The organism is Pseudomonas sp. FA117 (genome assembly GCF_057370475.1).
Genome location: NZ_CM170675.1, coordinates 3,017,366 through 3,040,459, shown reverse-complemented (window position 1 = coordinate 3,040,459; position 23,094 = coordinate 3,017,366). Strand labels below are relative to the sequence as shown.

Sequence of the window (23,094 nt, the reverse complement as noted above, 5' to 3'; positions counted from 1 at the left end):
CAGGCCCGCTCCTGTGCTGTTCAGGGCTTGCCGCCGTTACCCTGGCCGCCAGTGCCTTCCGAGCCGCTGCCATCCATCCCGGGCAGGTCGCGGTTGTCATTCTGCTTGGCAGGCGGGCTTTCCGGGTCATTGCCCTGGATACGCGGATCGGTGTCGCGTGGCATGGGCTTTTCCACCGGGTTCAGGGTGCTGTCAACGCCCGGCTGCGGTGCCGGGTTGTGTGGGTCGTCCGGATAGGTGGTGCCAGTGCCCACCGCCATGGCCAGCGGCGAGCAGAGCAGGGCGGCGAGCAGGCAGGTACGGGTCAGGGATCGCTTCATGGGGCAAACTCCTTTGCGCAGGACGGGAGGGTCTTCCACTTGGGCTCCGTCCTGTGCAGCTAGGTGCCATGACTCCGACCGACGGTTACACCACCATCGACAGCAGCATGATGAAGATGATGCCGACCACCGAGAGGAGGGTTTCCATCATGCTCCAGGTCTTGAAGGTTTCGGCCACGGTCATGTTGAAGTACTGCTTGACCAGCCAGAAGCCGGCATCGTTGACGTGGGACAGGATCAGCGACCCAGCGCCGGTGGCCAGCACCAGCAGTTCGCGGTTGACCCCCGGCACCAGTTCGATCACCGGCGCGACGATACCGGCACCGGTGATGGTGGCCACGGTTGCCGAACCGGTGGCGATACGGATCACCGCCGCCACCAGCCAGGCCAGCAGGATCGGCGAGATCTCGGCCTGCACCGCCATCTGCCCGATGACGTTGCCGACGCCGGTATCGACCAGCATCTGCTTGAAGCCGCCACCGGCACCGACGATCAGCACGATCGCCGCTGTCGGTGCCAGGCTCTGGTCGAGCATCTTCATGATCTGCTGGCGACTGAAGCCGCGGGCCGAACCGAAGGTGTAGAAGGCCAGCAGCAGGGCAGCGAGCAGGGCGGTGATGGGGTGGCCGATCAGGTCCATCCACTGGCGCACGATATGGTCGGTGGGCAGTACCACGTCGGCGAAGGTCTTGAGCAGCATCAGCGCCACCGGCAGCAGCACGGTGACCAACGTGATGGTGAAGCTGGGCAGGTTCTTCTGGTCGGACTCGCGGGCGATCTGGTCCATCAGCTCCTGGGACGGGTTGCCCGGGATGTAGCGGGAGATGAAGTTACCGAACAGGGGGCCGGCGATCACGGCGGTGGGCAGTGCCACCAGCAGGCCGTAGAAGATGGTCTTGCCGATGTCGGCGTGGAAGATGCCGATCGCCAGCAACGGGCCTGGGTGGGGCGGCACCAGGCCATGCACCACCGACAGCCCGGCCAGCAGGGGAATGCCGATCTTGACCAGCGACACCCCTGAGCGGCGGGCGACGATGAACACCAGCGGGATCAGCAGGACGAAGCCGATCTCGAAGAACAACGGGATGCCCACCAGAAAGGCGGCGAACATCATTGCCCAGTGCACCTTCTGCTTGCCGAAGGCCCGGATGAGTGTCTGCGCGATCTGGTCGGCACCGCCGGAGTCGGCCATCAGCTTGCCGAGCATGGTGCCCAGGGCCAGGACGATGCCGACGAAGCCGAGTACGCCGCCGAAACCGTCCTGGAACGACTTCATGACCTTGGCCACCGGCATGCCGGAGGTCAGGCCGAGAAAGCCTGCGGCCAGGGTAAGGGCGACGAAGGGATGAACCTTGAAATGGGTGATCAGCAGGATGAGCCCGACGATGGTGACCAGCGCGTCGAGCAGCAGGTAGGTATCAGTAGCCAGTCCGAACATGGTGTCTATGCCTCGGTCTTGTCGTTGTTGTAATGGCGCAGCGTTATTGGGCGTTTCCGATTGAACTTCTCGCGCACAATGGCGTCGAGACAGCGCTGTCTTTGGTGAGCCGGAAAAACCGCCTGATCAGGCAGTTCGCGCCAGGGTCCGCTCACCGCAAGGCTTTAGCCAGTCGTGTACCGACTCGGCGAGCGCCTCGATAGGCAGGCTGGCATCGAGCGCCAGGGTAAGCGGCTCGCCCACGGGCGACTCGAGTGCGGCGAACTGGCTGTCGATCAGGCTGGCCGGCATGAAATGGCCGGGGCGGGCGAGGACGCGCTTCTCGGCCTCTTCAGGGCTCAGCTCGAGGAAGACGAAGCCCAGCCCCGGCATGGCCTGGCGCAGGGTGTCGCGGTAGCGCTGCTTGAGCGCCGAACAGGTGAGGATGGGGCGTTCGCCGGCCTTGACGATGGCCTGCAGCTCCTGGCCCAGTCGCACCAGCCAACCGGCACGGTCGTTGTCGTCCAGGGGAATGCCGGCGCTCATCTTCTGGATGTTCTCGGCAGGGTGGAAAGCGTCGCCCTCGATCAGGCGGCCGCCGCTGCGTGCGGCAATGGCCGAGCCGACGCAGCTCTTGCCACAGCCAGCGACGCCCATGACCACGATGGCACGAAGGGAAGGGTTCATCGGTACCTCCTGCGGGGTAAGACAGCGCTGTCTCACGCTCGACGAGCAGTGGTGCAGGCGCCACCCTCCCGGGTGTTATTGATCTTGTGATACGCAGTATGGACGCTGCGACGATTATTACGTTGCCTGCGTCCTGAGACAGCGCTACCTTAGTGACCGTTCCCACTTCTTGCAAGTAGTAAAATTACAACATTCATGACCCGCACCGGCTCCCGTACCACAGGTCGTCCCACCCTGGCCGAAGTCGCCAGGCTTTCCGGGGTTTCCCCCATCACCGCTTCGCGCGCGCTGCGCGGCGTCAGCACGGTTGCCCCGCAGCTGGTGGAAAAGGTCGTGGCCGCCGCTGCGAGCCTGGGCTACGTGGCCAATCCGGCTGCCCGCGCCCTGGCCTCGGCACGCAGCCAGTCGGTGGTGGTGCTGATTCCGTCGCTGTCCAACCAGCTGTTCATCGACACGCTGGAGGCGATTCACGAGGTGATGCGCCCGCGCGGCCTGGAAGTGCTGATCGGCAACTACCACTACGATGTCGCCGAGGAAGAGAACCTGATCCGCAACTACCTGGCCTACCAGCCCTGCGGCATCCTGCTCACCGGTTTCGAACGCAGCGAGGCGTCGCGGCAGATGCTCGCCGCCAGCGGCGTGCCCTGCGTGCACATGATGGAGTTGGGCGGCGAGCCTGGCGCCTTGTCGGTGGGTTTCTCGCAGCAACAGGCAGGCCGTGCCGCCGCCCGCCATCTGATCGAGCGCGGGCGGCGGCGCCTGGGATTCATCGCTGCGCAGCTCGATCCGCGGGTCATGCAGCGCGCCGAAGGGTTTCGCCAGGCGCTGGTGGAAGCGGGGCTGCAGGCACCCGAGCTGGAAATGCTCGACCCGCAACCCTCGTCCATCGGCCTGGGCGGTGAGCTTTTCAGCCGCCTGCTGGCCAAGGCGCCGGATGTCGACGGCCTGTTCTTCTGCAACGACGACCTTGCCCAGGGCGCGGTACTCCAGGCCTTGCGCCAGGGTATCGAGGTCCCCCGGCAGGTGGCGATGGTCGGTTTCAACGACCTGCCGGCCTCGGCGCACATGGTGCCGCGACTGACCTCGATCCGCACCCCCCGGGCGGCGGTGGGCCGCAGCGCCGCGCAGGCGCTGTTGAGCCTGCTCGACGGCAAGCGGGTGGCAGATGAGCAGCAGGACCTGGGCTTCGAGCTGGTGGTGCGCGAAAGCTCCTGAGCGCCAGGTCGCGCTCGCTTCAGGCGTGGCTGATATCACATGGCTTGCACGGCGCTGGCGCCCATCTATGCTCAGGAAATCCCTGCGCATACAAGGAGGCCCGGCGCATGTTCGAGTACCATCGCAAGTCCGACCTGATCGAGATTCAGCGCTGTCGCCAGGCGTTGGCGGGCATGGAAGCCAAACTGGCTGCGGTCAGCCGTTCCATGGCGATGATCGAGTTCGCCCCGGATGGCACCATCCTCGAAGCCAACGACAATTTCTGCGCGACCATGGGCTACAGCGCCGACGAGATACGCGGCAAGCACCATCGGCTGTTCTGCGACCCAGGTTATGCCAAGAGTGCCGAATACCAGCAACTGTGGCACGAACTGGGTCAGGGCAAGGCAATTAGCGGGACTTTCGAACGGCTCGACAAGGCCGGCCGCGAGGTGTGGCTTGAGGCAAGCTACATGCCGGTGCTTGACGACCAGCAGCAGGTTACCAGCGTGATCAAGGTCGCCGCCGACATCACCCGCCGAGTCAACGACGAGCACGAGAGCGAAAGCCTGCTCAAGGCGATCGGGCGCTCGATGGCGGTCATCGAGTTCACCCCTGAAGGGCGTGTGATCACGGCCAACCAGAACTTCCTCGACACCATGGGTTATCGGCTGGACGAAGTTACCGGCCGGCACCATGGCCTGTTCTGCCAGCCGCACGAGCGGGAATCGGCGCAGTACCGGGAGTTCTGGGCGTCGCTCAACCGTGGCGAGTACCACTCCCACCGCTTCGAGCGGGTCAACAAGCAAGGGCAGACGGTGTATCTGGAGGCTTCCTACAACCCGATCTTCGATGGCAAGGGGCGTCTGTACAAGGTGGTCAAGTTCGCCAGCGACATCACCAACCAGGTCAGCACCCAACAGAGCGCTGCCGATGCTGCCCACGCCAGCTCCGTGCAGACCGATGCCTGCGCGCGCAAGGGCACCCAGGTGGTGCAGCAGACGGTCCAGGTGATCGAGCAGATTTCCGAGGAACTCAACGATGCCGCGCGCAGCATCGATGCCGTGAGCCGGCAGTCGGAGCTGATCGGGCAGATCGTCCTGACCATTCGCGGCATCGCCGACCAGACCAACCTGCTGGCCCTCAATGCCGCGATCGAGGCAGCGCGGGCCGGCGAACACGGGCGCGGGTTCGCCGTGGTGGCCGACGAGGTGCGCAGCCTGGCCGCTCGCACCAGCAAGGCCACGCTGGAAATCGTCGAAGTGGTGCGACAGAACCACGACCTGTCGCTGACCGCAGTCGCCAGCATGCAGTCGAGCCTGTCACGCACCGGGTTGGGTGTGGAACTGGCCAACGAGGCCGGCACGGTGATCATGGAGATCCAGCAGGGCTCGCGGCATGTGGTCGATGCGATCAGCCAGATCAGTTCGACGCTGCAATTGCACTGAGCCCTTCGCGTAGCTGCTGCTCCAGCCCCTGGAGGTTCGCCTCCAGGCGCTTGAGCAAGGCCTCGCTGGGCTGATCATCGAGCAGCGCCTGCTCCACGGCTTCGCAATCGCGCACCACCCCCCTGACCCTGAGCATGCGTGCACCGCCCTTGATCCGGTGCACCAGTGCGTGCGTCTGGGTAGAGGCAGGATCGGGGCCCAGCGTGCGCAGGGCGTGGAGGTCCTGGGCAGTGCTCTGGGCCAACTGCTCGAGCAGGCGCCGTGTCACGATTGTGTCGTCCTGGGTGAGATGGCGCAGGTGGGCCAGGTCGAAGCCGCTATCCGGCGTCTCGTCCTCGCGCGAGCACGCCTGCCCACCGGCCTGGGGCAAATGCGCCTTGAGCGTCTGCAGGCCGATCGGCTTGAACAGGCAGTCGTCCATGCCATCGGCCAGGCACTGTGCCTTCGCATCGGCCTGGGCGTTGGCGGTGACGCCGAGTATTCGGCACGGCGTCTGGCCACGTTCACGCTCCAGGGTGCGGATGCGGCGGGTCAGCTCATGGCCGTCCATGACCGGCATGCTGCAGTCGGTGATCACCAGGTCGAACTGTCCGGCTTGCCAGAGGGCCAGGGCGACCTCGCCGTTTTCAGCCAGGCTCACCCGGTGCCCGAGGGTGCGCAGTTGTTTTTCGAGCAGTGTCAGGTTGGCAGGGTAGTCATCCACGATCAGCACCTGCAAGGGACCGGCCTGGAGCGCGTCCACCTGCTCGGGCGGGGGCGGGGGCGCCATCGGTTGCTCGCTTGGCAACCGCAGGTGCACATCGACCCGCGTACCGGCACCCGGCTCGCTCTGCAACTGCAGGGTGCCGCCCATGAGCTGGCATAACGTCCTGCTGATGACCAGCCCCAAGCCCGCGCCATGCCGTGCACGCTGACCGTCGAGCTGAGCGAAGGCCTGGAACAGCCTCGCCTGGTCGGCCTGGCTGATGCCGACACCGCTGTCCTGCACCTGCAGCTCCACGAGCGATTGGCCGTTACCCTGGGTGTGCACGGCAAGGCTGAGCTCGATTCGACCCGACTCGGTGAACTTGATCGCGTTGCTCAGCAGGTTGGCCAGCACCTGGCGCAGTCGTACCGGGTCGACGCTGACCCATACCGGCCTGTCCGGGAGCCTGGCGTGCAGTGCCAGGCCCTTGAGCCTGGCACTGGCATCGAAGGTCCGCAGGGTCGAAGCCATCAGCTCGACCAGCTCGGTGGTCACCGGCTGCAGGGTCATGTGGCCGGATTCGATGCGCGAGATATCGAGGATGTCGCCGACCAGGTCGAGCAGGCCGAGCGCCGAATCATGTGCCGTCTGCAGGCCATCAGGATCGCTGCGGCCCTGGCGGTTTTCCTCCAGGGCCAACTCGAGCAGGCCGATCACGGCATTCATGGGGGTACGGATCTCGTGGCTCATGATCGCCAGGAAACTGCTCTTGGCCCGGTTCGCCCGCTCGGCGTCTTCCTTGGCCTGGCGCAGTTGCTCCAGCAGGCCGCGGCTCAGTGCCAGCTGCGACTGCAGCGCACGCTGTGCTTCGCTGCGTTGACGGATCAGCGTGCGCAGGTAGCCGTTCCAGAAGCCGACCCCGGCGAGCAGCACGGCGGCCAGCACCAGCACCTGCAAGACCAGCGACCGGTAGTTGCCCCACAAGCTGTCGCTGACCACGGTGCTGGTACGCCAGCGATTGACCAACTGGTCGAGCTCCTCAGGGGGAATGCTGAGCAGGGCCTTGTCGAGGATCGATTGCAGTTGCGGCAGTTCGGGTGTCACGGCGAAGGCGGCGACCGCCTGGGTGTCGTCTTCGAGGCCGGCGATGCGCAGCTTGCCCTTGAACACGTGCGCCAGGTAGTAGGCTGCAGAGATATGGCTGATCAGCGCCACATCGGCATCGCCCTTGGCCACGGCCTCCATCAGCGACAAGGCGTCGCGGGCCTCGACCAGCCGCGCCTCTGGAGCGTGCTGCAGCAGGGAGGCGTACAAGGCGGTGTCGCGCACCAGTGCCACGCGCTGGCCGTCGAGGCTCTGTGTCGTCGCCGCCTCCTGACGCACCACGCGCACAGTTGGGCTGACCAGGTACGGGCGGGTGTAGCGCAAACGGGCTTCGCGCTCGGGTCCGTAGTCGAGGGCGCCGATTACTTCGGCATCGCCGCGGGCCACTTCGTCGATCATCGCCGGCACCGAATCGCGCTGCAGGATCTCGAAGCGCAGGCCGGTGCGCAGGGTGATCTGCTTGAGCAGGTCCAGGGTCAGGCCGCTGGGCTGTTGCTGGGTGTCATTGAAGGTCAGCGGCGCAAGCGTCGGGTTGATCAGCACTCTCAGGGTGGGGGCGTTCGCCAGCCAGGCCTGCTCCTCGGCGGTCAGGCTCGAAAGCTGGCGCTGCAGCAGCAGACTGGTGTTGCCGCTGGACCAGCGCCGCAGGATATTCAAGCGCTCGCTGTCGGTGATTCGCGCCAGGGCCTTGTCCACCAGGCGCAGCAGGCGGTCGTTGTGCTGGTCCACGGCAAAGGCGAACGCGCCAGCCGGGGCCTGCACGAAGTGATCGATGCGCACCAGGCCCTGATAGGCCCGGCCGATGGCGAAATCCGAACTGATGGCGTCACCTATGTAGGCGTCGGCCTCGCCCAGCGCAACGGCGCTGAGCCCGGCCAGGGTCGAGCGGTAGAGCACCGGTTGTGCCTTGGGATACAACGCACGGACGGTTTCGATCGGCAGATAATGATCGACCATCGCCAGCCGCAGCCCGTCCAGTTCGTCACCGTCGGGCAGGTCGCGGTCCTGGCGCACCGCGATCACCGGCAGGTCGTCGGCATAGGGTTGGCTGAGCCTGAGTTGCCGATCGGCCATTTCGTAACCGTTGGAACTGCCCAACAGGTCGATCTCGCCATGCTGCAGTGCAGCGATGGCCTGCGTCCGGCTGGGGTAGCGACGCACCTCTATCGGCACGCCGAGCTGTTCACCGATCAGGCCTGCGTAATCGGCGCTCAGGCCTTCGTAGTCGCGGGGGCTGGTATTGATCTCGAAGGGTGGGTAGTCAGGGCTCGAGCTGCCCAGCACCAGCACCTTGCGCTGCAGCAGCCATTGACGGTCCGCCTCGCTCAGTGCCAGGGGCGGCGTGGCACTGAGCGAGCGGGCAAGCAGCTCGCGTGGCTGGCTGCCTGCCTGGGCAGGGGCGGGCAGAACCAGGAGCACTGCCAGCAGCAGGGCTCCGAGGGCACCGTTCATGCGCGCGGTGCTCAGTTCACGCTGTTGCGCTTGGCGAGGTCGACCATTTCGACCAGCGACTCGGTCTTGAGCTTCTCGCTGATCCGGCCGCGGTAGGTGCTGATGGTCTTGGCGCTGAGGTTCATGGCTGTCCCTATGTACTTGTTGTTTTCACCCCGCGCGAGCCTGCGCAGGACTTCCATTTCCCGGTTCGACAGGCTGTTGAGCCTGACGGTCTCCGACTCGAGGGTACTGCTGTTGACCGACATCTGCGGAAAGGTCGAATAGCCCTTGACCAGTGCCTTGAGGGCGAACAACACGGCATCGAGGTCTTCATCCTTGTTGACGAAGGCCGCGATCCCCGCATCCAGGCAACGGCGTACGTAGAGCTCGGACGATTGCCCGGTCAGCACCATGATCTTCGGTGCAGGCTCGAGCATCTGCAAGCGCTTGATCACCTCCATGCCGTCCAGCCCGGGGAGCCCGATGTCGAGGATGACCACCTTGGGAGTGAGCTGGCGCGCCATCTGCACGGCCTCGATGCCGTTACCCGACTCACCCACCACCTGAAAACGTTCACGTTCGAGCAGAATACGCACCGCCAGCCGGACAGTAGGGTGATCATCGACCATCAGTACGGTGGTCATTGGGAAGCTCCTGTACGAAATAAGATTCTCTCCTGGGTTATCCAGGAATACGTCTGTAGGGCCAATCTGGCTGCGGGCACGATACGTCGCTCGACATCATTTGATAATGGCGAGTATAGGTGTGTGGAAAAAGCCACAATGGTTAGTTGAAAAGCCCTACAAAACAATCGCAGGTGAGCGGCGAATGCCGCCCGCGAACTGCGGTTGGGTGGGTGTTCCGCGGTGCGTCAGGTTCTGTACGAACAGTTTTGGGCCGGCCTTCAGGTTTTGGCGGATGACCGTACTGTTCGTACAGAACCAGGCTCAGGCCTGCCCAGGGCAGGACGGATGTGTCTTGTTCACACGCTGTATCGAGGCCGGGTTGTTCAGCAATGCCCGACCGGTGCGTGTCGGGCGTTGCAGCAGTTGGCCGGCACAGTTCGGGCACTGCCCGTGCAGATGCTGTTCGGCGCATCGGCGGCAGAAGGTGCACTCGAACGAGCAGATCAGCGCATCCACGCTGTCCGCGGGCAGGTCGGTGTTGCAACATTCGCAATTGGGGCGTAGCTCGAGCATGGGGCGACTCCTGTGCGCACGGGAATGCCAGTGTCCATCCGCGCCCCGCTTGCTGGCAATCCCCTCAACCGCCCGGGCGGTACAGATGGGCATGGCCGGCACGGTACAGTGCCGAGTCGGCGAATGGCGCATCACCGAGCACGTGGCCGACCAGAATCAGTGCAGTGCGCCGGAAGTCCTTCGTGCTGACGCCCTCGACGATGTCGCCCAGGGTACCTTTGACCCAGTCCTGGTCGGGCCAGGTCGCCCGATGGATCACCGCCACCGGGCAGTCGCGCCCATAGTGGGGCAGCAGTTCGGCAACGATGCGCGGCAGATGCCGAACCCCAAGGTGAATGGCCAGGGTACTGCGATGGCGCGCCAGATCGGCCAGTTGCTCGCCCGCAGGCAGGGGAGAGCTGTCGCCGTAACGGGTCAGGATCACCGTCTGCGACACATCCGGTAACGTCAGCTCGCAACCAAGCAGTGCGGCGCTGGCGGCGGTGGCTGTCACGCCAGGGATGATCTGGTAATCGATGCCGCGTTCGCGCAGGTGGCGGATCTGCTCGCCGATGGCGCCGTACAGGGACGGATCACCGCTGTGTACCCGGGCAACGTCCAGGCCTTGTTCATGGGCATCGGCAATGGCCTGGACGATCTGTTCAAGGTGCAGTTCGGCACTGTTGATCACGGTGTGCGCACAGTGGCCTTCGAGCACTGCCGGTGGCACCAGGGAGCCGGCGTAGATGATCACCGGGCATTGACGAATCAGGCGCTGGCCCTTGACCGTGATCAGCTCGGGATCGCCGGGGCCGGCGCCGATGAAATAGACCGTCATGGCAAGTCCTTGAAATGAATGGAACGCGATTATCCGCTGCACGCCAGCGCAAGGGTAGCGCTGTCGAGCACTTGCCGGCTGACCCGCAGAACGGGATCCGCGTGCCGGTCGCCGGCCGCTGCCAGCGCGGCACTTTCGGCCACGCCCCAGCAGCCGGTGGCTTCGAAGGCAATCGCGGAGCGGTGGCTGAGTCGGGGAAGGTAGGGCTGTAGCTGCAAGGCCGAGTAGAACACCAGGGGTAGTCCGAGTCGTTCGGCCAACTGCCGCAACCCTGGCTCGTCGGCCTTAAGATCGATACTGGCAATACCTCGCAGCTCTGCCAGCGCCAGGCCGTTGTCGGCCAGGGTGCGCCGCAACAGGGTGTCCAGCACCTGCAGCGGACACCCTCGACGGCAACCGAAACCGGCGTACAGCGCCGTCATCAGGCCTGCGCGGATCGGCGGTAGAGCCAGGCGCTGATCAGGCCCAGGGCCACCCAGAACGCGGCATTGGTCAGCCAGGAGGCGACCTTGAACTGTGCCTCAAGCGCTTCGGGCGCCAGGCTTTCGTGGACTTCGGGCTGAGGTGCGCCGATCAGGTGAGGCACCACCAGCAACGCTGCGCCCAGCACCTTGAGCAACCAGTGGCGGGCGAACACCAGCAGTGCCAGGCCCACGGCGGTGGCGGCAGCGGTGCCGATCCACCAGGTCTGGCGCTGGGCCAGGTCGGCAGCGGCGGTGCCGGGCAGTTCCGGTGGCAGGCCCAGGGTTGGCGCCAGGCAGAACACTGCGAAGCCGCCCAGGCCCCACAGCGCGCCAGTGCTGACCCGTCCAGGCTCGCGCAGGCTGTACAGCGCCGCAAGAATCAGGGCAAAGCCGACCGCCACCACCAGGTTGCCGCCCGTGGTCGACAGCACGCGCTGCCAGCCGTCTTCCGGCGACCAGGCTTCTTCACTGTGTTCATGGCCTGCGCCGGCTTCGCCGCCGGCATGTTCGTGCTGTTCGGCCGGCGCGGCGTTCTCGTAGGTTTCAGCCTGCAGAATCAGCGGCGCGACCCAGAAGCTTTGCAGCAGGGTCAGCAACAGGGCGGCCAGCAGACCGCTGAAGCCCGCGGTTCGGGCAATACGCTTGATCATTGCTGGGCACTCAGTGGCAAGGGAAGGCGGCGCTGTGGCGCGTGTCGTGGGCCGCGTTGTGCACGGCCTCCAGGTGCGAGAACCCGGCGAAGTACACCAGGCACAGGCCCAGCAGGCTGGCGCCGACCGCGACCACGAGGCGCTGGCTGAGGCTGACGGGAGTGGCGATGCTGTGTTTGGCGCTGGTGACGGACATGACGCATTCCTCTGCTTTTTTTTCATGGCGACAGGAAGCGCGGCGACCCCGGACGAACATCGCCCGGGGTCAGCAACAGCGCCCGCCCACCGCGGGGTGTGATCAAGGTACGTCGGGCCGGTCTCCGGGCTGACGAGCAGGAGCGGGGCTCCCGGTGTGGCGTCACCTTCCCATGCCGTACTGCCGACACAGTGGATCAGACGCGCGCTCGCTTACCGTTGCGGGGGCAGCACCGGACTTGTCCGGCCCATGACTGGACCTGGACGCACCGGTTTCCCGTTTCACCCCTGTGCGGGGCACCCTACGTAATGTATTAGCAAATCACGGCCGTGTTTGGCCGTCAATTCTTGTTACGAAATGCTCGGCAAGTGCGGCGCGGTGCCCGCTTTGCGCGGTTCGCCGCACTTTTTCCGATTCCCAGGCTCTATCCATGGCCAGGCTGCGCCGATCACCGGCCCGGCCACTGACCCCGGATCCCGGAGCAGATGCCCGTTTCTGTCTTTCATCGCTGCACCCGCCTGTTGCTTGCGGGTGTCATGACCGGCCTGTGCGCCTGTACCGCGCAGGATGGCCGCGACCTGTTCACGCAGTTGGGCAATGGCCAGCCGAGCGAGTTGTTCCAGACCAGCGTCGACCGCATGGCGACCCTGTCGATGCGTGACAACCTGCAGAGCCTGTACCTGCTGATGAACAAGCTGTACCTGCGCAATCCCAACCAGTGGAGGCAGTCCGGCTACCTGGATGCCGCCACCGCCGAACGGCAGATCCGCCAAGCCATCGAGCAGCGCCAGCCGCTGCCGCAATTGGGCGAGCGCCGCGACCTGGCAGCCTTGAGCTATGCCTTGAGCCCGGAGTTTCGTGGCGACCGGGTCGGGGCGTTCATCTATGCCATCGGCAGCATGCTGGTCACCGCCCATGGCGGTCGTACCGAGTTCTACATGACCGACGCCATCGATCCGTTGTTCGTCAACAACGCTGCGCGCAACATCGAGAAGGCCACCTGGATGCTCAGCCAGCGCCAGGACGCCAACGGCGTTTTGCTGCTGTTCTCCAACGAAATCTCCGAGGAAGGCAGCAATCTGAGCTTCGCGGTCGAATTCGGCAAGATCGTCGCGCGCCTGGACCTGCTGGCGCAGATGCTCGACGAGCGCTACCGGCGTATCGGCCTCAACTATGCGCAAAGCCTGTTGTTGATGAACTTCCTGCCGGTGCAGTGAGTGTCGGCACGCTCAGAGCAACGCCTCGATTGCCCGCCGGTAGCGCTGACCCGCCAGGCTCATGCTGTTGTTGTGGGTGGCCCCGGGCACCAGCAGCAGGGTCTTGGGCTCCTGCGCGGCGTCGAACAGCGCCTGACTGAAACGTGGCGGGACGAAGCGATCATCCTGGCCGTGCACCAACAGCAGCGGCAGGCCGACCTCGGCGATCTTGCCCAGCGAGTCGAACTTCTGCGACAGCAGCCAGCGCACCGGCAGCGAGGTGTCGGCCACTGCGGTGGCAACGTCGCCAAGGGAGGTGAAGGTCGACTCCAGGATCAGCCCGCGCGCGGGGACCGGCTGGCCATCCTCACGCGCATGGCGGCTCAGTTCCGAGGCCAGTTCCACCGCCACCGCACCGCCCAGCGAATGGCCGAAGATCAGGCGTTTGCCCGCTACCGGCTGCAGCTGGGCGAAGCGCTCCCAGGCGATGCGTGCATCTTCGTAGACCGTGGCCTCGGACGGCAGGTCGCCCCGACTCTGGCCAAAGCCGCGGTAGTCCACGGCGAGCACCGAATAGCCCATGGCATGCAGTTGCTCGATGCGGAACAACTGGCCGGTGAGGTTCCAGCGCACGCCGTGCAGGTAGAGAATCGCCGGGGCATCGGCGCGCCTGGCCGGCCACCACCAGGCGTGCAGGCTCTGGCCGTCGGTGAAGCTGCGCGGGCGCAGGTCCAGTTCCTGCACCTCGGCCGGCAATCCGCGGAACCAGCTGGCCTGGCCCGGTTCGATGCGAAACACCAGTTCCCGCTCCTTGTGCTGGAGCACGGCGCAGCCTGCCGGCAGGCCCACCACCAGCAGGGTCATGGCCAGCCAGGCCAGCCAGCGGCGTTTGAAGTGGGTCAGCAGGGATTCGGTCATGGGCGTCTTCGGCAGCAGGGGAACCGTCGCGTTTTAGCAGAAGCCGTGGTCCGTAGGCAGGAAATTTCTCCCCAGTGGTTGCATGACATGTTTGCAAGCTGTTTCCCAGGCGCTGTTCGTGCCGCTCAGGGCCTTGCCCGAGCGGGTGCCTGAGGGTAGGTTTGCCTGATTCAACCGATGGAAGGCTCACCTTGGACTCGATCACCCAAGCCGTACTCGGCGCCGCGTTGCAAGGGACGGTGCTCGGCCGCATCCAGGGCCGTCGCTCGCTGCTGTACGGGGCGGCACTGGCCACCGTGCCGGACCTGGACGTGGTGATCCACTACGCCGACCCCGTCTCGCAGATGACCTACCATCGCGGCTTTTCGCATTCGATCTTCGTGCTGACCGGCCTGGCGCTGCTGCTGGCCTGGGGTGTCGCCTGGCTCGGCCGACGGCGCTGGCCCGACAAGGGCTACCGCTGGCCGCGGCTGTTCCTGGCGTTCTGGCTGGTGCTGGTCACCCATCCTGTGCTCGATGCCTTCACGGTCTACGGCACACAGCTGTTCTGGCCGCTGGCGCTCACGCCGCAGAGCTGGGCCGCCGTGTTCATCATCGACCCGGTGTACACCGTGCCTTTGCTGTTGGCCGTCGCCTATGCCGCGTGGCATGGGATCAAGGATCGGGCGACCACGCTGATGGTGGTGGCGCTGGCCTTCAGCACGGCCTACCTGGCGTTTGGCCTGGCCGGGCGCATGACCGTCGAGCAGCGCTTCGAAGTGGCGCTGGAGCGCCAGGGTGTGGTCGCCAGCGAGGTGCGTGCGGTGCCCATGGCTTTCAACAGCCTGGTCTGGCGGGTCCTGGCCAAGACCCCTTACGGTTTCTACTACGAAGGGGTCGGCAGTGTGTTCGACCGCGAGCCGCCGGAGATGCTGCGCCTGCCGCTGAACCTGGACGCCGCGAAGGTGCTGGCCGATGCCCCGCTGCATGCGCGCCTGCGCTGGTTCACCGATGACTGGCTGCGCTACGACGTGATAGGCGATGCACTGGTGGTGACCGACCTGCGCATGGGCATTCCCGGCAGCTACAGCTTCCGCTTCCGCATGGCCCATCGTGACGGCCAGGGCCAGTGGATCGTCGATACCCCCTCGCGCTGGCTCGACGATGGCGTGGGCTCGATGTTCAACGGTCATGACCTGAGCCTGATCTGGCGGCGCATCTTCGAGCAGCAACCGCCGCTGCCGCTGGCTGCCTGGACGGCACGGGCCATCGGCGCGCCGCCGCATGCCGAGGTGACCCGCTGAACAGCCGCAGCGCCGGGCTCGACCGGGTCAAGTGGACGGCGATCCTGTGCATGGTCGCCGACCATCTGCGCTACCTGTGGCCCAACGCCGACGGGCTGTTTGTACTCGGTCGCCTGGCGTTTCCACTGTTCTGCCTGGTCATTGCCTGGCACGTGGCGCGCAGCCGGCCTGGCGCGGTGTATACAGCGGCCAATGCCCGCTACCTGGGCTGGATGCTGGCATTCTCGGTGCTGTCCGAAGGCCCTTATCGCTGGCTGGACACCGGCTCGCAGACCTTCAGCGTGATGCCCACACTGACACTTGGCCTGCTGATTGCGTGGAGTGTGCACCATCCTCTGCGCGTGGCACGTCTTGTCGGCGTGGCCAGCGTGCTGCTCGCCGGGTGGTTCGACGACCTGCTGATGTACGGCCTGCCAGGGGTGCTGCTGCCTGCAGCCTGCCTGATGCTGTGGCGCAAAGGTTGGCTGGCCTGGGTGTTGCCATGCCTGCTGGCGGTGGCTGGCAACCTGACCAACAGTTGGCTCCAGGCTCATCCGTGGCAGCCGTTTTCGCTGCTGGTGATGGCCAGCGCTGCCATGGCGATACCGCTGGGCTGGCGCATACTGGCTTTTCAGAGCGGGTCGATCATGCCCGTGGGACGCTGGGCCTATGGGTTCTACCCATTGCACCTGCTGCTGATCAAGGCCTTGCAATCTCTGGTTTTGCCCCCAACCTGAGCAACCCCGCCATCCAGGAAAATGCCCATGGAACCCAACCGCTTCGGCGATATCGCCGCCTTCGTCAGTGCCGTGAAGGCCGGCAGCTTCACTGCTGCCGCGGCTGGCCTGGGGCTGACTCGCTCGGCGGTGGGCAAGAGCATCGCGCGCCTCGAGGCGCGCATGGCCGTGCGCCTGCTCAACCGCACCACGCGCAAGCTGAGCCTTACGGACGAGGGGCAGGTCGCCTTCGAGCGCTGGCGGCAGATCCTCGATGACCTGGACGAGGTCGAGACCACCATGGCCCAGCGCCGTGGGCGGCCGACCGGTACCTTGCGCCTGACCGCACCGCTGTCGCTCGGTCAGCGCCATGTGCGGCCGATCCTCGACATCTACCTCAAGCAGTGGCCGCAGCTGCGCGCCGACATTCGTTTCACCGACCGCTTCGTCGACCTGGTGGAAGAGGGTGTGGACGTGGCGATCCGGATTGGCGCGCCGAAGGAGGACTCGCAGCTGTTGACGCGCACCGTGGGCTGGCAGCGGTTCGTCACCTGCGCCTCGCCCGAGTACCTGCAGCGCCATGGCGTGCCGCAGGTCCCGGCGGACCTGTACGGCCATGACAAGATCGCCTTCCTGGCGGGCGAGAAACCCAGCCCCTGGCGCTTTCACACCGATCAGGGGCTGCACCTGTGCCAGGAGCCGGGGCGGCTGAACATCGACAGCTCGGAAGCCATGCTCGATGGCGCCCGTGCAGGTTTCGGGCTGATCCACCTGCCCACCTACATCACCGGTGACGACCTGCGGGCCGGCACGCTGGTCGAGGTGCTGGAAAGCTATCGACCGCCGGCCGACCCGATCCGCATCGTCTACCCGAGCAAGCGTCACCTGTCTCCGCGGGTACGCGGCTTCATCGACCTTTTGGTGGCCGAGTGGGAGCAAGGCGTACCCTGGGAGCGCTGAGTGCAGGATCGGGCCGGGACGATCAGCCTTTCTTGAGCACCAGCGTCAGGATGTCGTAGCTGGCCACCAGCTCACCCATCTGGTTGGTCACCTCCACATCCCAGGCCACCACGCCCTGTGGCTGCCCGAGCGGGCTGGTCTTGCCCTGGTCGATCTTGCGCTTGCAGGTCAGCCGCGCCTGGATCGTATCGCCGATGCCCACCGGGTTGATGAAGCGCAGGGTGTCGAGCCCGTAGTTGGCCAGCACCGGCCCTTCGCCCGGTGAGACGAACAACCCGGCAGCCGCCGACAGCACGAAGTAACCGTGGGCGATGCGCTTGCCGAACTGCGACTGCTTCGCCGCGATCTCGTCGAAGTGCATGTAGAAATGATCGCCCGACAGGCAGCCGAAGTTCACCAGGTCTGCCTCGGTGACGGTACGTCGGTGGGTCAGCAGCGACTCGCCGATGCGCAGTTCATCGAAGTAGCGACGGAACGGATGTACCTCGGTCTCGATCACTTCGGCGCCGCGTACATGCTCGCCGGTGATCGCCGCCAGCATGCTCGGCGAGCCTTGGATCGCGGCACGCTGCAGGTAGTGCTTGACCGCGCGCAGGCCGCCGAGCTCTTCGCCGCCCCCGGCACGCCCAGGGCCGCCGTGCTTGAGCTGCGGCAGCGGCGAGCCGTGGCCGGTGGACTCTGGCGCAGCCTCGCGATCGAGTACCAGCAGGCGGCCGTGCCAGGCGGCGGCGGCGGGAATGGCCTTGGCGGCGGTGGCGCGGTCGCGGGTTACCAGCGTCGCCACCAGGCTACCCTTGCCACGGGTTGCCAGGGCCAGGGCTTCGTCCAGGTCGTTGTAGGCCATCAACGTGCTCACCGGGCCGAATGCCTCGATGTCGTGGGCGCCACCCTCGGCGTGCGGATTGCGCGCCTGCAGCAGGGTCGGGGCGAAGAACGCGCCCTCGGCCACGCCCTCGCCACGCGGTGCGAAGCCATCGTCGGCACCAAACAGCAGGTCGCAACTTTGCAGCAGGCTGTGCACGCGCTCACCGACGTCACGCTGCTGGTCGTGGGAGGCCAGCGCGCCCATGCGCACGCCTTCGACCGACGGATCGCCCACCACCACCTTGGCCAGGCGCTCGCGCAGACGGGTGGCAACGGCGTCCAGGTGTTTCGCCGGCACGATGACGCGGCGAATCGCGGTGCACTTCTGTCCCGCCTTGGTGGTCATCTCGCGCACCACCTCCTTGACGTACAGGTCGAACTCCTCGTCGTCCGGGGTCACGTCGGGCGCGAGGATGGCGCAGTTCAGCGAATCGGCTTCGGCGGTGAACGGCACCGAGTTGCGTACCAGGTTCGGGGTCATGCGCAGCTTGGCGGCGGTATCGGCGGAGCCGGTGAAGGTCACCAGGTCCTGGCCCTGCAGGCGCTCGAGCAGATCGCCGGTACTGCCGATCACCAGTTGCAGGCTGCCGGGCGGCAGCAGGCCGGATGCGTCGATCAGGCGCACCACGGCTTCGGTCAGGTAGCTGGTGGAAGTTGCCGGCTTGACGATGCACGGCATGCCGGCGAGGAAGGTCGGTGCGAATTTCTCCAGCATGCCCCAGATCGGGAAGTTGAAGGCGTTGATGTGCACCGCCACACCGGTGCGCGGCACCAGGATGTGGCTGCCGGCGAAGCGGCCCTGCTTGCCCAGCGCGATGGCCGGGCCTTCGTGCAGCAAGTTGCCGGACGGCAGTTCGCGGGTGCCGATGCCGGAGTAGGAGAACAGCGTGGCGTTGCCGCCTTCGATGTCGATCCAGCTGTCGGCGCGGGTCGCGCCGCTGTGGTGGGAGAGGGCGTAGAGCTGTTCCTTGCGTTCGGCCAGGTACAGCGCCAGGGCCTTGAGCCGGGCCGCGCGCTGCTGGAAGTCCAGGGCCATGAGCCCGGTCAGGCCCTGGCGCCGACCGAAGTCGAGCGCTTCGGCGAAGTCGGGGCGTTCTTCGTGGCTGTAGGCCAGGACATGACCGTCCAGGGCGCTGCGCAGGGCCTGGGCGCCGTGCTGGCCGATCCAGCGGCCGGCGATGAAGCTCTGCAGGGTGTGGGCGTCAGACATGCTGTTCTCCTTTGAGGGGCGCGGTTACCACAGCGCCAGGGTGTAGCCGATGATCAGGCGGTTCTCGTCCAGGGCATTGGTCAGGCCATTGCCGGAACGGAAGGTGACGTTGCGCCAGCGCAGGCTGACGTCCTTGAACGGGCCGCTCTGGATGACGTAGGTGATGTCGGTGTCGCGCTCGCGCTCGCGGCCATTGCTGACCGTCGCGGTTTCGGCGTGGCGGCCATCGGTGTAGCGGGTCATGAAGCTCAGGCCGGGAATGCCCAGGGCAACGAAGTCGTAGTCGTAGCGCAGTTGCCAGGAATCGAGCCCGGCACGGGTGAAGGTGTTGTAGGTGACCAGGTTGACCGTGTACGGATCACCGCCATTGAGGAAGGGGAAGGCGCTGTCACCGGACATCTGCTGCCAGGTGGCCGTGAACTTGTGGGCCTGTACGCCCAGGGTGAACATGGCGTTGAAGTTGCGGTTGTCGATGCGCCCGGCACGCTCGGCGCCGTCGCCGCGGCTGTCGAAGTAGCGCAGGTCGCTGCGCAGGCTCATGCCTTCGGCCAGGGGCTGGGTGTGCAACAGGCCCAGGTACTGCTGGCGGTAGATCTCGTCGAGCTTGGCGTAGTAGTAGCTGACGGTGGTCTGCGGGGTGATCGCGTAACTGCCGCCGCCGAAGTCGAAGTGGTCGCTGCTGGCCGTGCCGTAGCCGATGTCGTCGCGCCCGGAGGAGTCGCGCAGGTTGGCCTTGGTCAGGCGTCCGGCGTTGACGGTCAGGCCGGCGAGCTCCTGGATGGTCAAGAGCCCTCCCTGGAAGGTCGACGACAGCAGGCGCGTGTCGTTGTACACCACCACCGGCAGGATCGGCTGCAGCGTACCCAGGCGCAGCGTGCTCTTGGAGACGCGTAGCTTGGCGGTCAGCCCCAGCTCGCTGTAGTCGTCCACCGGCTCCAGGCTGTTCGCACCAAAGGGCAGCAGGCCGGTGTTGCGCCGGTCGCGGCTGGAGTCGAGCTTGATCCCCAGTTGCCCCATGGCATCGACACCCACGCCGACCGGGCCTTCGGTAAAGCCCGACTCGAAGCGTGCAGTGAAGCCCTGGGCCCATTCCTCGGCCTTGGATTGCGGCGCGCCGGACTGGCGGAAGTCGCGGTTGATGTAGTGGTTGCGCAGTTCGACGCGGGCGTGGCTGTCGGCGACGAAGTCGGCCAGGGCCGGCAGGGGCAGGGCAAGGGTGGCCAGCCAGGCGGCCGACTTGAGACGAGTGTGGTTCATTGTTGTTATATCCGACATTCGAGGTTCAAGGGTTCAGTGCTTGCTGGCGCCTGCGGCGCCGATACCGGTCATCGAGCGAATGAACTGGCCCAGGTAGCGGCCACGTTCCTCGCTGGCACGCTGCGAGCCGTCGCTGACCGAGAACGCCCAGGCACCGAGGAAGGCCAGGCTCATGGAGAACAGCGCCGGGTTGCTGTAGGGGAACAGCGCGCGCTCGTTGTGCAGCACGTTGACCCACACCGCAGGCCCCAGCACCACCAGCACGATGGCCGAGACCAGCCCTGCCATGCTGCCGGCCACGGCGCCGCGGGTGGTCAGGCCCTTCCAGAACATCGAGAGCAGCAGCACCGGGAAATTGACCGAGGCGGCGATGGCCAGCACCAGGCCGGAGAGGAAGGCGATGTTCTGCGACTCGAACAGAAGCCCCAGCAGCACGGCGAGCAGGCCGATCAGCAGGGTGGCGATGCGCGACATGCGCATTTCTTCCTGCTCGCTGGCCTGGCCCTTGCGCACCACGCAGGCATAGAGGTCGTGGGAGATGGCCGAGGCGCCGGACAGCGCCAGGCCGGCGACCACGGCAAGAATCGTGGCGAAGGCCACCGCGGAGATGAAGCCCAGGAACAGGTTGCCGCCTACCGCTTGGGCAAGATGGACGGCGATCATGTTGCCGCCGCCGATGATCGCGCCGCTGGCATCGCGGTAGGCCGGTTCAGTGCCGACCATGACGATGGCACCGAAACCGATGACGATCAGCAGCAGGTAGAAGTAGCCGATGAAACCCGTGGCATAGAACACGCTCTTGCGCGCTTCCTTGGCGTCGCTGACGGTGAAGAAGCGCATCAGGATGTGCGGCAGCCCGGCGGTGCCGAACATCATCCCCAGGCCCAGCGAGATGGCGTCGATAGGGTTGGACAGCAAGGCGCCGGGGGCCATGATCGCCTGGCCCTTGGCATGCACGGCCACGGCGCTGGCGAACATCGCCTCGGTGCTGAAACCGAAGTGCCTGAGCACCATGAACGCCATGAAGGTGGTGCCCGACAGCAGCATCACCGCCTTGATGATCTGTACCCAGGTGGTGGCGAGCATGCCGCCGAAGGTCACGTACAGCACCATCAGCACGCCCACCAGGGTGACTGCATAGAGGTAGCTGATACCGAACAGCAACTCGATCAGCTTGCCGGCGCCGACCATCTGCGCCACCAGGTACAGCAGCGCCACGGTCAGGGTGCCGAAGGCCGCGCTCAGGCGTACCGGTGCCTGCGCCAGGCGATAGGAGACCACGTCGGCGAAGGTGTACTTGCCCAGGTTGCGCAGGCGCTCGGCGATCAGGAACAGGATGATCGGCCAGCCGGCGAGCACGCCCAGGGCGTAGAGCAGGCCGTCGTAGCCGTTCATGAACATCATCGCCGAAATGCCGAGGAAGGAGGCCGCGCTGATCATGTCGCCCGCGATCGCCAGGCCGTTCTGCATGCCGGTCAGGCCGCCGCCTGCGGTGTAGAAGTCGCTGGTCGAACGGGTGCGTGCCGCGGCCCAGCGGGTCACCAGCAGGGTGAAGCAGACGAACACCATGAACATCGAGATGGCAGTCCAGTTCATTGGGCGCACTCCTGGCGAACCTTGTCGTTGAGCGGATCGATGACGCGGTTGGCGCGGTGCATGTAGATGCCGGTGAGGGCGAACGACAGCAGCACCATCAGTACGCCCACCAGCATGCCGACGCTGGTCACGCCGCCGCTGAGCGACTGGCCGAGAAGGCCGGGGGCGAAAGCCACCAGCAGCACGAAGCCGTAGTAGGCGGCGAGCATGGCCAGGGTCAGGCCGCCGTTGAGGCGGCGCTTGCGGCGGATCAGTTGCTGGAAGTCCGGGTGGTTGCTGATGGCGTCGATGTGCTCGGGTGTCATGGGAAGCGGTCCTCTGTCTTGTAATTGTTTTTTCAGGTCACGCAGGGGTTGCGGGGTTGCTGGCGGCCTCATCGCGGGACGAGCCCGCGATGAAGGCGACGCGGTCTCAAAGCTGATCGAAATCCAGCACCACCCGATCACTCAGCGGATAGCTCTGGCACGACAGCACATAGCCGGCGGCCACTTCGTAGTCCTCCAGCGCATGGTTGCTGTCCATTTCCACCTCGCCCTCGATCACCCGGCACTTGCAGGTCGAGCACACCCCGGCCTTGCACGAATAGGGCAGTTCGGCGCCGATGGCATTGCCGGCATCGAGAAGGTTCTGGCTGTTGCGCGGCAGGTCGAAGGCCAGTGCGCGGCCATCGCTGATCACGGTGATATGGCTCAGCGCCGAGTCCAGTTGGCGCGCGGCCTCGCGGGCTTCGCGCCGGGTTTCGCTGCCAGCGGCGGCGAACAGCTCGAAATGGATGCGTTCGCGTGGCATGCCGTTGTCTTCGAGGCTGGCGCGCACGGTTTCTGTCATCGCCTGCGGCCCGCAGATGAAGGCTGCATCGAGGGCCTGCACGTCGATCCAGCGGGAGAACAGCTGACCGCACTTGTCGGCGTCGATACGGCCGTTGTACAGATCGACATCCTGCTGTTCGCGGCTGAACACGAAGATCAGGTTGAGGCGATCCAGGTAGCGGTTCTTCAGGTCTTCGAGGCGGTCACGGAACAACGCGCTGTTGCTGGCGCGGTTGCCGTACAGCAGGGTGAAGCGGCTGTTGGGCTCGCAGGCCAGGGTCGTGGCGATGATCGACAGGATCGGCGTGATGCCGCTGCCTGCGGCCACGCCCAGGTAGTGGCCGTGACGTTCGGCGTCCAGCGGCACAAAGAAATTGCCGCTCGGGGGCATCACCTCCAGGCGGTGGCCGGCCTTGAGCGTCTCGTTGGCAAAGGCGGAGAAACGCCCGCCGGGCACGCGCTTGACCGCGACCCGCAGCTCCCCCTCCTGCACGGCGCTGCAGATCGAATAGGAGCGGCGCACTTCCTCGTCGTCGAGAAAGGTCCGCATCACCAGGTACTGCCCCTGGGTGAAGCGGAACGCCTCCTGCAGGTGGTCGGGGACCTCGAAGGCAATCGACACCGCGTCACGGGTCTCGTTGCGCACATGCTTGATGGTCAGGCTGTGAAACTGGCTCATGGTCGTCTCCAC

At 65.8% G+C, this 23,094-nt stretch carries 21 protein-coding genes, 2 pseudogenes and 1 riboswitch; of the genes and pseudogenes, 7 read left to right on the top strand and 16 right to left on the bottom strand.

The features are described from left to right. Positions 1-20: 20 nt before the first annotated feature. The 3 genes from AC1TXO_RS13975 to AC1TXO_RS13965 all read right to left on the bottom strand — a co-directional run bounded on the left by AC1TXO_RS13975 (position 21) and on the right by AC1TXO_RS13965 (position 2,424). A complete protein-coding gene (locus AC1TXO_RS13975) occupies positions 21-320 on the bottom strand; it encodes a hypothetical protein (RefSeq protein ID WP_486402311.1) in 300 nt (99 codons plus the stop codon). Between the two features lie 85 nt (positions 321-405). Then, the gene (locus AC1TXO_RS13970) at positions 406-1,758 is read right to left on the bottom strand and encodes a GntP family permease (RefSeq protein WP_486402310.1); all 1,353 of its coding nucleotides are present in this window, start codon (positions 1,756-1,758) and stop codon (positions 406-408) included. 126 nt (positions 1,759-1,884) lie between these two features. Continuing rightward, entirely contained in the window at positions 1,885-2,424 is a 540-nt protein-coding gene (locus AC1TXO_RS13965; RefSeq protein ID WP_486402309.1) for a gluconokinase, read from the bottom strand. 195 nt (positions 2,425-2,619) lie between these two features. Here AC1TXO_RS13965 and gntR point away from each other — a divergent pair, with 195 nt between their 5' ends. From gntR to AC1TXO_RS13950, 3 genes and pseudogenes are all read left to right on the top strand, one after another. Next, on the top strand, positions 2,620-3,639 hold the full coding sequence (gene gntR, locus AC1TXO_RS13960; RefSeq protein WP_486402308.1) for an HTH-type transcriptional regulator GntR: 1,020 nt from the start codon (positions 2,620-2,622) through the stop codon (positions 3,637-3,639). Between the two features lie 107 nt (positions 3,640-3,746). Further along, positions 3,747-4,481, top strand: a pseudogene (locus tag AC1TXO_RS13955) (PAS domain-containing protein); the annotation flags it as partial. A gap of 12 nt (positions 4,482-4,493) precedes the next feature. After that, positions 4,494-5,066, top strand: a complete 573-nt coding sequence (locus AC1TXO_RS13950) for a methyl-accepting chemotaxis protein (RefSeq protein ID WP_486406838.1) — start codon at positions 4,494-4,496, stop codon at positions 5,064-5,066. On the opposite strand, the gene AC1TXO_RS13945 is transcribed toward AC1TXO_RS13950, so the two are convergent. From AC1TXO_RS13945 to AC1TXO_RS13915, 7 genes are all read right to left on the bottom strand, one after another. Then, positions 5,041-8,307 (bottom strand): transporter substrate-binding domain-containing protein, encoded by a 3,267-nt coding sequence (locus tag AC1TXO_RS13945; RefSeq protein ID WP_486402307.1) that lies wholly within the window; start codon positions 8,305-8,307, stop codon positions 5,041-5,043. The genes AC1TXO_RS13950 and AC1TXO_RS13945 overlap by 26 nt on opposite strands. Before the next feature lie 11 nt (positions 8,308-8,318). Continuing rightward, a complete protein-coding gene (locus AC1TXO_RS13940; protein WP_486402306.1) occupies positions 8,319-8,933 on the bottom strand; it encodes a response regulator in 615 nt (204 codons plus the stop codon). A gap of 303 nt (positions 8,934-9,236) precedes the next feature. Continuing rightward, positions 9,237-9,488 (bottom strand): DUF1272 domain-containing protein, encoded by a 252-nt coding sequence (locus AC1TXO_RS13935; protein WP_486402305.1) that lies wholly within the window; start codon positions 9,486-9,488, stop codon positions 9,237-9,239. A 64-nt stretch (positions 9,489-9,552) separates the two neighbouring features. Then, positions 9,553-10,305, bottom strand: a complete 753-nt coding sequence (gene cobM / locus AC1TXO_RS13930; protein ID WP_486402304.1) for a precorrin-4 C(11)-methyltransferase — start codon at positions 10,303-10,305, stop codon at positions 9,553-9,555. 29 nt (positions 10,306-10,334) lie between these two features. Next, positions 10,335-10,727 (bottom strand): cobalamin biosynthesis protein, encoded by a 393-nt coding sequence (locus AC1TXO_RS13925; RefSeq protein WP_486402303.1) that lies wholly within the window; start codon positions 10,725-10,727, stop codon positions 10,335-10,337. Beyond that, positions 10,727-11,419: a CbtA family protein gene (locus AC1TXO_RS13920; protein ID WP_486402302.1), complete on the bottom strand. Its 693-nt coding sequence runs from the start codon at positions 11,417-11,419 to the stop codon at positions 10,727-10,729. The genes AC1TXO_RS13925 and AC1TXO_RS13920 overlap by 1 nt, the downstream gene beginning before the upstream one ends. A gap of 10 nt (positions 11,420-11,429) precedes the next feature. Next, a complete protein-coding gene (locus tag AC1TXO_RS13915; RefSeq protein WP_063545029.1) occupies positions 11,430-11,615 on the bottom strand; it encodes a CbtB domain-containing protein in 186 nt (61 codons plus the stop codon). A gap of 98 nt (positions 11,616-11,713) precedes the next feature. Next, a riboswitch (cobalamin riboswitch) is annotated at positions 11,714-11,934 on the bottom strand. A 166-nt stretch (positions 11,935-12,100) separates the two neighbouring features. Here AC1TXO_RS13915 and AC1TXO_RS13910 point away from each other — a divergent pair. Beyond that, a complete protein-coding gene (locus AC1TXO_RS13910; RefSeq protein WP_486402301.1) occupies positions 12,101-12,832 on the top strand; it encodes a hypothetical protein in 732 nt (243 codons plus the stop codon). A gap of 12 nt (positions 12,833-12,844) precedes the next feature. Here AC1TXO_RS13910 and AC1TXO_RS13905 read toward each other — a convergent pair whose 3' ends face one another. Continuing rightward, the gene (locus tag AC1TXO_RS13905) at positions 12,845-13,729 is read right to left on the bottom strand and encodes an alpha/beta hydrolase (protein WP_486402300.1); all 885 of its coding nucleotides are present in this window, start codon (positions 13,727-13,729) and stop codon (positions 12,845-12,847) included. 191 nt (positions 13,730-13,920) lie between these two features. Between AC1TXO_RS13905 and AC1TXO_RS13900 the strand changes: the two genes are divergently transcribed. Genes AC1TXO_RS13900 through AC1TXO_RS13890 form a run of 3 tightly spaced genes read left to right on the top strand, consistent with a single transcriptional unit; the run spans position 13,921 to position 16,667 of the window. Next, positions 13,921-15,012 (top strand): metal-dependent hydrolase, encoded by a 1,092-nt coding sequence (locus tag AC1TXO_RS13900; RefSeq protein WP_486402299.1) that lies wholly within the window; start codon positions 13,921-13,923, stop codon positions 15,010-15,012. 50 nt (positions 15,013-15,062) lie between these two features. After that, complete coding sequence (locus AC1TXO_RS13895; protein WP_486402298.1) at positions 15,063-15,728, top strand: TraX family protein; 666 nt, start codon at positions 15,063-15,065, stop codon at positions 15,726-15,728. A 27-nt stretch (positions 15,729-15,755) separates the two neighbouring features. Further along, positions 15,756-16,667, top strand: a complete 912-nt coding sequence (locus AC1TXO_RS13890) for a LysR family transcriptional regulator (protein ID WP_486402297.1) — start codon at positions 15,756-15,758, stop codon at positions 16,665-16,667. A gap of 22 nt (positions 16,668-16,689) precedes the next feature. Here the strand turns inward: AC1TXO_RS13890 and paaZ are convergent, their stop codons facing one another. The 5 genes and pseudogenes from paaZ to paaE all read right to left on the bottom strand — a co-directional run bounded on the left by paaZ (position 16,690) and on the right by paaE (position 23,082). Then, positions 16,690-18,741, bottom strand: a complete 2,052-nt coding sequence (gene paaZ, locus AC1TXO_RS13885) for a phenylacetic acid degradation bifunctional protein PaaZ (RefSeq protein ID WP_486402296.1) — start codon at positions 18,739-18,741, stop codon at positions 16,690-16,692. 24 nt (positions 18,742-18,765) lie between these two features. Then, positions 18,766-19,998: an OprD family porin gene (locus tag AC1TXO_RS13880; RefSeq protein ID WP_486402295.1), complete on the bottom strand. Its 1,233-nt coding sequence runs from the start codon at positions 19,996-19,998 to the stop codon at positions 18,766-18,768. A 33-nt stretch (positions 19,999-20,031) separates the two neighbouring features. Next, positions 20,032-21,600, bottom strand: a pseudogene (locus tag AC1TXO_RS13875) (cation acetate symporter); the annotation flags it as partial. Next, positions 21,591-21,899 (bottom strand): DUF485 domain-containing protein, encoded by a 309-nt coding sequence (locus tag AC1TXO_RS13870; RefSeq protein ID WP_486402294.1) that lies wholly within the window; start codon positions 21,897-21,899, stop codon positions 21,591-21,593. The pseudogene AC1TXO_RS13875 and the gene AC1TXO_RS13870, both read right to left, overlap by 10 nt. A 106-nt stretch (positions 21,900-22,005) precedes the next feature. Further along, complete coding sequence (paaE, locus tag AC1TXO_RS13865) at positions 22,006-23,082, bottom strand: 1,2-phenylacetyl-CoA epoxidase subunit PaaE (RefSeq protein ID WP_486402293.1); 1,077 nt, start codon at positions 23,080-23,082, stop codon at positions 22,006-22,008. Between the last annotated feature and the right edge of the window lie 12 nt (positions 23,083-23,094).